Consider the following 13,474-nt stretch of genomic DNA (forward strand, 5'->3'; position numbering starts at 1 on the left):
AAGGAGATGCATGGACAGGTCGCCTCAGTACCAGAAGAACAGCCTCTCCCTCGTCGGGGCCATCGCCCTGGGAACCGGCGTGATGATCGGTGCCGGGATCTTCGCGCTGACCGGACAGATGGCTGAGATGACCGGTGAGCTGTTTCCCCTGGCCTTCCTCTCGGCGGCCATGATCGTCAGTTTCAGCGCCTACTCCTACGTCAAGATGTCCAATGCCTACCCGTCGGCCGGCGGCATCGGCATGTACCTTCACAAGGCCTATGGGCCCACCCTGCCCACGGCCTTCCATGCGCTGCTGATGTACTTCTCCATGGTGATCGCCCAGAGCTTCCTGGCGAGGACCTTCGGCTCCTATACCCTGGAGCTGTTCGATGGGGGTAACCGCTCGCTGCTGGTGCCGGCGCTGGGTGTCGGCCTGCTGATCGCCGCCTTCCTCATCAACCTCTCCGCCAACAAGCTGATACAGGGCGTGGCGTCGGTGCTGGGGGTCATCAAGATCGGTGGCATCATCCTGTTCGGCGTGGTGGGCGTGCTGGTGGCCGACACCATCGGTATCCGGGCCACGGCCGAGGCGCCGGCGCCCGGCGTCTCCGGGTTCCTGGGGGCCACCGCGCTCGGCATCCTGGCCTTCAAGGGATTCACCACCATCACCAACAGCGGGGCCGAGATCCGCGATCCCCACCGTAACGTCGGCCGGGCCATCATCGTCTCGATCGCCCTGTGCGTGGTGATCTATGCGCTGGTGGGCCTCGCCGTCGCCAGCAACCTGTCACTGACGGAGATCATCGCGACCAAGGACTACTCGCTGGCCGCGGCCGCACGCCCTGCGCTGGGGGAGGCCGCCGTCTGGTTCACCGTGCTGCTTGCCATGCTGGCCACGGCAGGTGGCATCATCGCCAGCGTCTTCGCGGTGTCGCGGATGCTGGCGATGCTGACCGAGATGAAGCTGGTGCCGCATCGCCATTTCCATATGCCGGGCAGCATCCAGAAGCACACCCTGGTCTATACCATCGTGCTCGGCCTGCTGCTGACGGCGTTCTTCGACCTGAGCCGCATCGCGGCACTCGGCATCATCTTCTACCTGGTGATGGATATCGCCATCCACTGGGGGGTATTGCGCCACCTGCGGGATGACGTGGCGGCACGCCCGGCCATCCTGCTGGCCGCGATCGCCCTCGACCTAGTGGTGCTGGCAGGCTTCCTCTGGGTCAAGGCCACCACCGACCCGCTGGTGCTCTACGTTGCCGCCGCCGCGATGGCCATCATCCTGGTGGCGGAATACGCCTTTCTTTCCCGGCGGCCCGCCCAGGACGCCGGCCACCATGCTCATTCGCACGAGGCGAGTGACAGCCACAGCAGGGAGGATGGCGCATGACCCAGTCGCACACCCACGAGGTGACGGATCCCGTCTGCGGGATGACGGTCGATCCCCACCAGACCGAACACCGGGCCAGTCACGCGGGAAAGACCTGGTACTTCTGCTCGGCGAGGTGTCGGCAGAAGTTCGAAGGAGACCCTGACACCTACCTGCAGGGCGACGACAGCCCCGCCGAGCCGGCGCCACCCGGCACGATCTACACCTGCCCGATGCACCCCGAGATCCGCCAGGAGGGGCCGGGGGACTGCCCGATCTGCGGCATGGCCCTGGAGCCCGAGACGGTCACCGCCGATAGCGGGCCTTCCGAGGAACTCAAGGACATGACCCGGCGCTTCTGGATCGGGCTGGTCCTGGCGCTGCCGGTGCTGGTACTGGAAATGGGCGGCCATGTGTTCGGCCTCGACCGCCTGGTCGCCCCCCAGGTCTCGAACTGGATCCAGCTGCTGCTGGCCACCCCCGTGGTGGTCTGGGCAGGCGCGCCCTTCTTCGTGCGCGGCTGGCGTTCCATCGTGCGGCGCAGCCTCAACATGTTCACCCTGATCGCCATCGGCACCGGGGCGGCGCTGATCTACAGCCTGCTGGCGACGATCGTGCCGGGCATCTTCCCCGAGACCTTCCGCCAGGCCGATGGCTCGGTGGCGGTCTACTTCGAGGCCGCCGCGGTGATCGTGGTGCTGGTGCTGCTCGGCCAGGTGCTGGAGCTGCGTGCCCGGGAGAAGACCTCCGGGGCGATCCGCGCCCTGCTCGACCTGGCGCCGGCCACCGCGCGCCGCCTCGACGACGACGGCCAGGAGGAGGAGGTCTCGCTGGACCAGGTCCAGGTGGGAGATCGCTTGCGCGTGCGCCCCGGCGACAAGGTGCCTCTGGATGGAGAGGTCTTGGAGGGGCGCTCCAACATCGACGAGTCGATGGTCACCGGCGAGCCGCTGGCGGTGCGTAAAGAGGCCGGCGACGGCGTGATCGGCGGCAGCATCAACGGCCAGGGCTCGTTCATCATGCGTGCCGACAAGGTGGGCCGCGACACCATGCTGTCGCAGATCGTTCAGATGGTGGCCAGCGCGCAGCGCAGCCGGGCACCGATCCAGGGGCTGGCCGACAGGGTCGCCGGCGTCTTCGTGCCGGCAGTGATCCTGGTCGCGGTGGTGGCCTTCATCGCCTGGTCGCTGTGGGGGCCGGCACCGCCCATGGCCTTCGGGCTGATCGCCGCGGTCAGCGTGCTGATCATCGCCTGCCCCTGTGCCCTGGGGCTGGCCACCCCCATGTCGATCATGGTCGGCGTGGGTCGAGGGGCCCAGGCGGGGGTACTGATCCGCGACGCCGAGGCGCTGGAGCGCCTGGAGAAGGTCGACACCGTGGTGGTCGACAAGACCGGCACCCTCACCGAAGGCAAGCCGCGGGTCACCGAACTGCGCCCGGCCGAGGGCATCGATAAGCAGGAGCTGCTGCGGCTGGCCGCGGGGGTGGAGCGCGGCAGCGAACACCCCCTGGCCCAGGCGATCGTCGAGCGGGCCAAGGAGGATGGCGTCGAGCCGACGGAGGCCACGGAGTTCGATTCGCCCAACGGCAAGGGCGTGGTGGGCAACGTCGACGGCCGTCGCGTCGCCCTGGGCAACCGCCTGCTGATGGAGAGCGAGAGCGTGGCCCTGGCCGAGCAGGAAGACGAGGCCGAACGGCTGCGCGGCGACGGCGCCACGGTGATCTTCGCCGCGGTGGACGGTCGCCTGGCGGGCCTGCTGGCCATCGCCGACCCGGTCAAGGAGACCACCGAGGCGGCCATCCGGGCCCTGCAGGCCGACGGCATCCGCATCGTCATGCTCACCGGCGACAACCGCACCTCCGCCGAGGCGGTGGCGCGCCGCCTGGGCATCGACGAGGTGGAGGCCGAGGTGCTCCCCGAAGACAAGGGGCGCGTGGTGCAGCGCCTGCGTGACGAGGGTCGCGTGGTGGTGATGGCCGGCGATGGCGTCAACGACGCCCCTGCCCTGGCCACCGCCGACGTGGGTATCGCCATGGGCACCGGCACCGACGTGGCCATCGAGAGCGCCGGCGTGACCCTGCTGCGCGGGGATTTGACCGGCATCGTCGAGGCACACCGGCTGTCGCGGGCGACCATGCGCAACATCCGCCAGAACCTCTTCTTCGCCTTCGTCTACAACGCCGCGGGGGTGCCCATCGCCGCGGGCATCCTCTACCCCTTCACCGGCCTGCTGCTGTCGCCGATCATCGCCGCCGCGGCGATGTCGCTCTCCTCGGTGAGCGTGATCGCCAATGCGCTGCGGCTGAGGCTTGTGAAGCTGAAATCCGCTGACTGACAAAGCGAGAGAGGTGCAGAGTCATCTACTGGCAACGCCCAAGAGGATATAGCGTGCCCGTTTGCGACATCGCCACGGTGGCGCGCTATATCCGATTTCGGCCAGAAGCGGTCTTTCAGAAGAAGCTGATATAGTGCAGGGCCTGGGGTCATTTTTTGGAGCCACTAAGCGATGAAAAATTGAAGGCATATTTAATCTTCCTGATGTAACGCCATATTAACGTACTGTAGACTAGCGAGTACCACGAGCCAGCAACCGAATGCTGACTTTAGCACCGCCGCTGGAGGCATCATTGCCGATTTTCATAAGTGCTACTCTGATACTATCTCGAACTACGCACAGAGGCCTTGTTATCTTTTTTACTCCCTTAGCCCTCTTGGTCTTGGGCTTCTATCCCGAGCACATCATCTAATGAGTGCATGACACATCTACGAATCCTATAGCTTGAGATTGGAGACATTGCTTCACTAGCTTCAAGAAGGAGTCTGCGAACATCGCTAGCCCATGATCTCTCGGTGGCCAGTTCTCTATCAAGGGTCCTTCTTTCGTATCTTGTCTTCAGCGCTATCAGGACATTGCGTTGCTGTGCTGGGTGGAGATCTAACAGAGCGGCAACGAATTTTCTAGGATCAAGTGCTGCCAGTACTGGAACGTTGTAAAGTTCACTCTTCTCTCCATTAATCAGATTGACTCGATGAAAAAAAAGTTCTGGAGATGTAGACATCTCTTCCAGAACTTCTTCTGCAAGAGCTGGATATCGGTCGCTAGCAGCTTTCTCCCGTTTATCCTGGAGGTATGTGAAGAGCTCTTTATATTCAGCAGATTCATTCTCATGAATCCCCAGGCCACCATGGCCACTGGATCTCAGATCATGCGCATCCTCGTCAGGTGAAAGCGGCTGTAGTCGCCCTTCCGAGTAGAGATCGTTGATGTAGCGCTTACCCTGCTCGATGACATCCTGAAGAGTGGAAGGTATGACACCGATTTTCGCTAGCCATAGACGAAGTCCAAGAACGTGAAGAATCTCACCGAGGGCTTCGTACTCACGATTACCGAATGCCCTCTCCATCTCGTAAAATGCCTCATTGAATTCGTCTTCCGTTCGTTCAAAGGCATACCAAACAGTCCTCCAGGCGGGCTCATCGCCAACACTGACAAAAAATGTGCTTGCATCGAGGTCTGTACGGATCGCGTCTTTGTCAACGACGCCTTTTATTAGCAGGTCAGTAAGGGTCTCATCAGAGAGTACTGTATCATCTAGCCTGGCCTCTGGGTAACGCTGCTGAGTAGCTGCGAGTAGTGGTGCCGAGCCCTTCTCCTTAGCCGAGGGCATGTGGGACATGAGAATTGCAGTCTGTCTATCGAGTAGGTCTCTAGCCGTTAGTCTTCCAGTCTTTAGTTCGAAAGATAGTGCGAAGAGCATCCTTAGAAGGGCTGTCATCGCATGACTATTATTCCGATGATTATCTTCTAATGCAGTGTAGAATCGTTCAAAGTCCCAAATTGTCTGCTGAAGCACTCTCAGATTATGCAGTTCTGACTGGTGGTAAATTATTGAGATATCGTCCACCTGTGACACCATAAACTCTCTAGCTTGATCATCTTCAACCAACTCCAAGAAGGCGCTGAGAGCCTGCTCTAAGGCCGACTGAACTTCGAGAGTCTTGCCGATTAACTTTTCGCGCACACGAGCGTAATCAGCCTTGTCTTTGACTTCCTCTTCATTACAGATTATGATTGTTTTTCGGCCCTCGTGCTCTACGAACTCGTTGATATAACCGAGCGTCATGTTGACTGGAATGTTGCACCTCTCCAAGTCGTCGAAGACGAAGATTTCCGCATTGGCCTTATCTAGAAGTTCCTTAGCTTCCAAATCGATATTGATATTGAAGTATTTCCCCAGCGCCTTTACTGCGCGCCCAGTTATTTTGACACCTTTATTTTCGAAGACCGGATACATCGCTCGGAACAGCACATCATCGATCTCGTCAAGGGTTGTAAGACCATAAAGGCTGAGATAAATATACTTGATCCCCTTGGAGGGGAGTGCGTCAAGGAATTCCTTCAATAAATATGTCTTACCGATCCCCCATGGACCATTCAGAAGAACGGCGTAGCGCGGAGGATGAGGGAAAAAAGTGTAGTAGGTCAGGTACTCTTTGACGTGCTGGTTGCGATCCATATCGATACCATTGCGATTGGTCTTGTCTACATCAAGGCAGGAAGAAGAAAAGGGCATCCACTTTCATGCGTTTTGAGGCATGAGCTGCCGATCTTTTTCATCAGCGTATATTAAATTTCCAAGACCGGCCAGAAGCGGTCTTTCAGATATTTTTCATGTAACGCCCGCAACACCGGCCAATTTTGAGCGCAGCGGAAAATTGTTCTGAGTGCTTACGCTTGCCAAGGGATTTAGTTACACAGAATTCTATTAATTTCATTAAACCAACTTTCTCTGTGGATGACTCGCTCCTTGTGCAAATCATTTTCTAGAATCTCTGCTTTAGTTAGGCCAGACAGCACCTCCCAATTATTTTCTATAACATAAGTGGCGTTATTGGTCTGTGTGCTTTCCAAAATATACAAGCTTTTTTCAGGAAATCCGAAGATTAAATACCCTGTAAATCCAGCTCTTCCCACTGCAACAAAATCAGGCTCATGCACATTGATAGACTCCAACCTCTTATCGATTACGACTTTATTTCCATCCGACAAATGTTCTGTAGCTTCTCTTACAAGTGGCTTTAGCTCACCCCAAGGCTTCTTGCCAGGGGGAAGCACATCCCAGTTCAACTTCCGCAGAGGGGCGCGGATTATAGAATCAAGGCCTGCATTTCTAATTTCGCAGTAGCCAAAAATCTCTAAAAACAGGTTTATCACATGAATTATAAGATTATCATTTTTAGGTAAAAACTCTACCGAATCTGAAACGATTAGTTTCTCACTACCAGCGTTCGTAGCGACATTGAATTCAATAGCAGGTGGCTCTATAAATTTTCGAGGGTAACGCTCGTATGGTATATCTACGATTCTTGATCTTTCTTCAAAATCGTATCTCCCTCTAAATTCTTTCCAAGTCCATTCTTGCTGTCTGTAGTGCGTTTCCTTCGGCTTGTCTTTCAATGGGATTTCTTTGCCTTCAGCATTGAATGTTGTAATATTGCCGACAGCTTTTGGAAGAACAGATTCTCCCGGCAAAAGATCAGGACTAAACCCAATATCTATAGCCGTGTTAGTATCAATATCCGAGACGCTAACGCATACCACTAAGGGCTGGGCCTCTACCAAACCCTTTGTATACGCCCTAAGCGATCTAATCCTTTTCTTAGTTATGATCATGGATGAGACTCCTTTCGTATTCACTTAACGTTCGCTTGAGCGGCGAGCGCTTGCTCGTCTGATCCAAGCGCTTATTGGGCGGCTCCAATGACGCTACGCTCGTCTCAGGCGAGGGGCAAGCGGAGGCTGCCAAGCTGCAACAGGACCCACGTGTACTTGAACTCCGTGAGCGTATTGCTCCTGATGGTACGGGGCCCCTCGATAAAGAATGACGGCACAAGTTTCTGCAAGCTCCCGGTAAAGCTCGTTGGTAGTCGCGCAGCTATAGAGCAACGCTACTCCAAGTCGTTCTCTATCATCGGTGGCGACCACGGTGACATAAAGGGCGCGTTCGTCCGGCTCTTCCACCTCGACACTCCAGCCTGCGTCGCGCAATGGCCGAACAAGATCATCAATGCAGTCTTTGGAGAGGATTGCCTTCCGAAGTAGAACACCATCGTCCGTTGGTAATTCTGGAACGAGGCGCCCGTGTTCGTGATATCGCTGCTCGGCAATCTCCTTAAGGATGCCCTGCGCCTCAGCATTGAACAATGCTTTCTGCCATAGAAGCGTACTATCTTCATTCATTTCCGGAAAGAAGAGAGGTACCCCACCCGCCTCGTTGTACCAGGACTCTATGACGCCGAGCGTCGTAATCACAACCACCAATCTCCGAAAGTTGGCTGCCTGCTGCCAAGAAGAGGACGCCCCATGGGCAAAAAGATGACGATTTAACCACGTTACTCCGTCATATTCTCCAGTTTTCCGGAAGAAAGATCCCAGCAGCCATCGACGGAAGGTCTCAAACACGAACACGCGCTCGTCTTGTCCGAACAAGTACTCGACGGTCAGATACTCTTCAGGCACCCACATTCGATCGAAATGAATGCGCGCTGCGCAGCCGATGGCGCGATCAAGAGCTCGATTGACTTTATCAGACACGGATAGACCAGCATGGGCCTCGGAGAGGATCTTGGTCAACGAACCCTCGATCGCCGGGATCAGGGCAGCGATGCTCGACGCACCATAGCCACTGTAGAAAGCGAGGTACGCCTCGCGCGTAAGAGAGCAAAAATCTCGTAAACTGCGCGCCTGCGGCATCAACTGTTCGATGCAGACGGCCTGGAACGCAAGCGTATAAATGGTAGATGTATGATAGTCGAAGAGCTCCACTGCTCGTTCCTTTGAGCAAGCCTCTGTTTCTCGGAGCAATTTCTGAAGTTTTCCGTTTGGCACCCACAACGGGCAGAACCACTCCATTTTTTTCCATAGAGCAGCATGACGATCCGCACCTTCTCTCCGTCGCTCCCAGCTTTCATCCCCAGTAGAGTGAATTTTCGGAAAGCACCCTCGACCACCGTCCACCGTGAGGACGATACATCTCGTTATTCCAAATGTCCCTACATCACGCTCTTCGGCTCCCTCCACCGCTAATCCTCGAGCTACAGCCCAAGACTCGATCATGCTTGGGGTGAGATTCTCGAGAGCAGGCTCGTTAAGAGCTCGACACCAGATAGCATGGAAGTGTCTTTGAATCTCTTCGTTGATCATTGCCTATATTTTCTTCCACATTGCGAGTAGCCTCGGGCAGCATGTTTGATTCCATGTTGGTGCCACCATGTGCCTGCCTGACACGGATGAACGAGCATGCAGCACTTGCTGGCATGTCGGCTTTGGGTCGAAAGCTATCCATCAGCATAGACTAACATTCCCAATCCGGCCAAAAGCGGACGATTTATCAAATCTGATATTACGCCTGAGCCATCGGGCGTCGCAAGGACGTGTCGATTTAAAGAGAAATGATGTGAGCTGACTTCTGGAAGTATTGGATCAATGACTGCCAACTGCATTGCGTGAAAAGGCGACAGTAAAAGTGCCCCAGAACCCGGCACCGGAAATGACAGGTACTGATTTCAGATGTCAATCTTGTCCGGTGATGTGAGAGGAAGGGGGAGGCAACTCCCCCTCCTTTCGGTGCGCGATTGAGCAGTTTAAAACTTGTACAATGCACCGATGGAAAAAAGATCAATGTCACTGTCAATATCATACCACTCCCACTCACCGACAATACCGAGCTGGTCAGTGACCATATATTGACCACCGAGGCCATACATCAGGTCAGAGCCATCGTCATCAGTACCGGAAGCAGCACCGTCCCCTTTAACATCCCACATAATCGTGCCGAACTTGCCGAACATGCTGAACTGCTCGTTGAGCGGCAGAATGCCTTTTGCAGCGAGCGTCCAGCCGTCCACTTCGGCGCTGACTGCCGAACCGTCTACGGATCCACTGATCTCACCAAAATCTACCCAGGCGGCCTCGAAGGCGATATTCGAATTCATCTCCCAACCGCCGAAGACCTTCCAGCTGGTATCATTATCGTCGCAACTGGTGACACCATCACACGCATCGATGGTTGCCTGCCCGATGCCCGCTCCACCATAGAAGCCATTCTCTGCAAGGGCATTGCCCGTCAGACCCAGCGTCAACAAAATGGCACCAATGATTTTCGTTTTGTTCATGACCTGCTCCTAATAGCAGCCCCGCAAGAATCATCCGGACAAACCTTTTATACTTGCTGTGCAACAGTATAGTGTAATTCGACTGACCTTCCCCTCTACCTGAATCCGTGAGGCCGACCCTGGAATGCATCTAACCCACTGATCTGCATGGCAATATAGCGGATACCGCCATTCGCCCAGACAGTACTATACGGCAGCGCTTTCAGATCACCGGTGTCGACGGCATCGATAGCCGCTTCCCCACCACCTGTGCATGCGCACCAACGACGTGGTCAAGAGCTACTGGGCCTGTTGTGTCTGAGCATGAGCGACTGTGACGCTATCCTTCCGCCGCGACAAGCCCTTCCAGCAGCTGCTGCCCCTGCAAAAGGTGCCGAGCACGGCGACGCTACGACAGCGGCTTCGACAGCCAGGCGCATCTGGCGCTTGTGGAAAAGCAGCGGATCGCCTTTGACGCCATGTCATCGAGCACCTCGCCGACGGCAATGGAGAGCCTGCATGCCGGCCATAGGCAAAGTTCAATTCCCCTGCGACCACCTATTGCGTCACACTGGCCACCACACTCCAGACATGCAGCACCACTGACACGGAGATTCTCATGAGCCAACGCATCCTGATGGTCCTTACCTCTCACGACCGCCTGGGCGACACCGGCGAGCCCACCGGCTTCTGGCTGGAGGAGCTGGCGGCGCCCTACTACGCCTGCCTCGACGCCGGCGCCGAGGTGGTGCTGGCCTCGCCCGCCGGTGGCCAGCCGCCGCTGGACCCCAAGAGCGATGCCGAGGAGAGCCAGACCGACGCCACTCGGCGCTTCAAGCAGGACCCCGATGCCCAGCAGCAGCTGGCCACTACTCGGCGCCTGTCCGAGGTCAGCGCCGACGATTTCGACGCCATCTTCTACCCCGGTGGTCACGGTCCACTCTGGGATCTGGTGGACAACCCCGACTCCATCCGCCTGATCGAGACCTTTTGGGCCCAGCAGAAGCCGGTGGCGACGGTGTGCCACGCCCCCATCGTCCTGCTTCATGCGCGCGACACCGAGGGCGAGCCACTCGTCCGTGGCCGCCGCGTCACCGGCTTCACCAACGGTGAAGAGGACGCCGTGGGCCTGACCGAGGTGGTACCGCAGCTGGTGGAAGAGGCCCTCAAGGCCGCCGGAGCGGACTACTCCAAGGCGGACGACTTCGCGCCCTACACCTGCCGCGACGGCCGCCTGATTACCGGCCAGAACCCGCCCTCCTCGGAGCCCGTCGCCAAGGTACTGCTCGAGGCACTGAGCGAATAACCCGCGCCTTTTTTCCAGGCCCCATGGCAGAGCGCCCCGGCATCACATGATGCCGGGGCGCTCGTCTCTCTACTCCAGGGCCAGCTACTGCAGGCCAGCTACTGCAGGGACAGGCTGCTGGCAGGATAAGACCACTTGCAGGGTCGGGATCAGCCGCGCCGGTAGGTGCCCACCAGACGGTTCATGCCGAGCAGATGCGGCTCGACCTTGAGCAGCAGATCCCGCAGGGAGATCCCCTCGGGCAGGTCATCGGTGGGCTTGTCCAGCGCCATCACCCAGAAGTAGTAGCGATGGGTATCGTGCCCCTCGGGCGGCATGGGGCCACCATAGCCCAGCTTGCCGAAGTCGTTCTTGCCACGCGTCCCGACGCTGGTCGCTTCCTCCAGGCTGGTGGTGGACGCGGGAATGTTGTAGAGCACCCAGTGCACGAAGCCGTAGGTACCGTTCTGCACCAGGGGGGCATCCGGATCGTGACAGATCAGCGCGAAGCCCTTGGTGCCTTCGGGGGCATCCTGCCAGACCAGCGCCGGCGAGAGGTCATCGCCCTCCCCCGTATGCTTGGCTGGAATGGCGCCTCCGTCCTCGAAGGCGGGACTGGAGAGGCGCAGGGTCGACAGGGCGAATGCCATCGGTAATCCTCCTGATTGAAGACAGACGAACGTCAACGTAGCCTGGGAAACAAACGAGGAGCTGTCAACATGCCCAAGCGTCTGCTGATCGTTGCCCATGCCCCCTCACCCAACACCCTCAGGCTTCGCGAAGCCGCCGAGCAGGGCGCCCGCCATCCCGAGATCGAAGGCGTGGAGGTGGTCGTCAAGCCCCCCCTCGAGGCGGGTCCCGAGGACGTGCGTCACTGTGATGCCATCCTGCTCGGCACCACCGAGAACCTGGGCTATATGAGCGGTGCCCTGAAGGACTTCTTCGACAGAAGCTACTACGAGGTCCTTGAACAGACCCAGGGGCTGCCCTGTGCCCTCTATGTCCGCGCCGGTCATGATGGCACCGGCACGCGCCGCGCCGTGGAGAGCATCACCACCGGCCTGCGCTGGCGCTGGGCACAGGAACCGCTGATCCTGCGCGGCGAATGGCAGGAGTCCTTCACCGAGCAGGTGGAGGAGCTCGCCATGGCCATGGCCGCAGGACTCGAGGCGGGGGTGCTATAACCTTATTCGATAGAATTACGTTGAATGCCCCAGCCTGCCTCGCCGGTCCTGCTATACCTGAAAGATGGACCTGGTGATCGAGACATGACCGGGCCCCGCCTGGCCATCCTGGCCGATACCACAACTCCGAGATAACGACACCAGGATAGCCACACCAAGCTAACAATCGAGATAACCGTCAAGATAACCATCGAGATAACAACACAGCCTGTCGACCAGATACCGGGCGACACCTCTCCTGACAGGCATTGCCCCGCCACCTCACTGGTTCTGGTGTGCCTCTGGCCGACTCACTGCTACGAGGTGAGTCATGAACAGCATCGCCAAACGATTGGCCGTTGGCATCGCCAGCCTGCTACTGCACGCTTCCCTGCCTGCCGATACCGAGACACCCCTGACCATCGCCACCGCCAGTCCGGCCGGGGTCTACCACGTGGTCGGACGCGCTTTGTGTCGAACCCTCAGCACGCCCTGTCGGGCACAACCCAGCGATGGCTCCAGCGCCAATCTGCGCGCCCTGCGCCGTGGCGAGCTGGCATTCGCTCTCGTCCAGTCGGACCTGCACCAGTATGCCACCCAGGGCATCGAGGGATTCCGCCAGGCCGGCGCCGATACGGCCCTGCGTTCGGTGTTCTCGCTGCACAGTGAGCCGTTCACTCTGGTCGTCCGCCGCGATGCCGACATCGCAAGCCTCGAGGATCTGCAGCGACGCTCCGTCAATATCGGCAACCCGGGCTCCGGGCAGCGCAGCACCATGCTCAGGCTGATGGATGCCCGCGGCTGGAGCCGCACCACCTTCCGCCAGGTACACGACCTGCCCGCCGATCAGCAATCCATGGAACTGTGCCATGGCAATATCGACGCCATGGTCTATACGGTGGGGCATCCCAATGACTCGGTCGCTCAGGCCATTCGTCTGTGTAACGCCGAGATCATCGATGTCAGCGGCACCACCATCGACCTGCTGGTCAACGCCTACCCCTACTTCAGCTACGCCACGATCCCCGCTGGCCTGTATGGGCCCGACCAGCCCGAGATCCACACCTTCGGCGTCAAGGCAACGCTGGTTACCCGCGCCGATGTCGATGCAGAGCAGGTCTACCGGCTGGTGTCCGAGGTATTCGGCGCGTTTACCCGTTTCAAGGCTACCCATCCCGCCCTGGGGGTGCTGACGCCCCAGGTGATGATCGAGGAGGGCCTGAGCGCCCCCCTCCATGATGGCGCCTTGCGCTACTATCGTGAGCGGGGCTGGATCCATGACGAGGCACTGCTCCCCGTACGCCACGAGATTCGACGCGGCGCCGCCTTGGCGGGCATGGCGAACTGATACCGGCGGCAGGGGGAGGCGAGCGAGTGGCAATTTGATAAAAGTGGCAATCTGATATCAGTGGCAACCAAAACGAAGCGGCGGCGCCCTCGGGGCGCCGCCGCTGTTTTCTGCATCGAGCCGGTGCTTACGCCAGGCGTTCGAACACCGTCGCCACGCCCTGCCCCAT

At 58.5% G+C, this 13,474-nt stretch carries 10 protein-coding genes; 5 read left to right on the forward strand and 5 right to left on the reverse strand.

Annotated features, from left to right (window positions below):
* Window positions 1-10: 10 nt before the first annotated feature.
* Window positions 11-1,375 (forward strand): APC family permease, encoded by a 1,365-nt coding sequence (locus tag Q0894_RS06005; protein ID WP_299232405.1) that lies wholly within the window; start codon window positions 11-13, stop codon window positions 1,373-1,375.
* Window positions 1,372-3,690, forward strand: coding sequence for a heavy metal translocating P-type ATPase (locus tag Q0894_RS06010; RefSeq protein WP_299232407.1), 2,319 nt, complete (start codon window positions 1,372-1,374; stop codon window positions 3,688-3,690). The genes Q0894_RS06005 and Q0894_RS06010 overlap by 4 nt, the downstream gene beginning before the upstream one ends.
* Window positions 3,691-4,057: 367 nt before the next feature.
* Here Q0894_RS06010 and Q0894_RS06015 read toward each other — a convergent pair whose 3' ends face one another.
* From Q0894_RS06015 to Q0894_RS06030, 4 genes are all read right to left on the reverse strand, one after another.
* Window positions 4,058-5,929, reverse strand: coding sequence for a P-loop NTPase fold protein (locus tag Q0894_RS06015; RefSeq protein ID WP_299232409.1), 1,872 nt, complete (start codon window positions 5,927-5,929; stop codon window positions 4,058-4,060).
* Between the two features lie 173 nt (window positions 5,930-6,102).
* A complete protein-coding gene (locus Q0894_RS06020) occupies window positions 6,103-7,029 on the reverse strand; it encodes a hypothetical protein (protein WP_299232411.1) in 927 nt (308 codons plus the stop codon).
* 93 nt (window positions 7,030-7,122) lie between these two features.
* Window positions 7,123-8,181, reverse strand: coding sequence for a hypothetical protein (locus Q0894_RS06025; RefSeq protein WP_299232413.1), 1,059 nt, complete (start codon window positions 8,179-8,181; stop codon window positions 7,123-7,125).
* Window positions 8,182-8,999: 818 nt separating this feature from the next.
* The gene (locus Q0894_RS06030; RefSeq protein WP_299232414.1) at window positions 9,000-9,530 is read right to left on the reverse strand and encodes an outer membrane beta-barrel protein; all 531 of its coding nucleotides are present in this window, start codon (window positions 9,528-9,530) and stop codon (window positions 9,000-9,002) included.
* Between the two features lie 598 nt (window positions 9,531-10,128).
* Here Q0894_RS06030 and Q0894_RS06035 point away from each other — a divergent pair.
* Complete coding sequence (locus Q0894_RS06035) at window positions 10,129-10,815, forward strand: type 1 glutamine amidotransferase domain-containing protein (RefSeq protein ID WP_299232416.1); 687 nt, start codon at window positions 10,129-10,131, stop codon at window positions 10,813-10,815.
* 149 nt (window positions 10,816-10,964) lie between these two features.
* Here the strand turns inward: Q0894_RS06035 and Q0894_RS06040 are convergent, their stop codons facing one another.
* Window positions 10,965-11,444, reverse strand: a complete 480-nt coding sequence (locus tag Q0894_RS06040) for a YbhB/YbcL family Raf kinase inhibitor-like protein (protein ID WP_299232418.1) — start codon at window positions 11,442-11,444, stop codon at window positions 10,965-10,967.
* A 69-nt stretch (window positions 11,445-11,513) separates the two neighbouring features.
* Between Q0894_RS06040 and Q0894_RS06045 the strand changes: the two genes are divergently transcribed.
* A complete protein-coding gene (locus Q0894_RS06045) occupies window positions 11,514-11,978 on the forward strand; it encodes a flavodoxin family protein (RefSeq protein WP_299232420.1) in 465 nt (154 codons plus the stop codon).
* 310 nt (window positions 11,979-12,288) lie between these two features.
* A complete protein-coding gene (locus tag Q0894_RS06050) occupies window positions 12,289-13,305 on the forward strand; it encodes a TAXI family TRAP transporter solute-binding subunit (RefSeq protein WP_299232421.1) in 1,017 nt (338 codons plus the stop codon).
* Window positions 13,306-13,474 lie beyond the last annotated feature (169 nt).

The sequence above is a fragment of the uncultured Halomonas sp. genome, assembly GCF_947501415.1.
In the GTDB taxonomy this organism is placed as follows: domain Bacteria; phylum Pseudomonadota; class Gammaproteobacteria; order Pseudomonadales; family Halomonadaceae; genus Halomonas.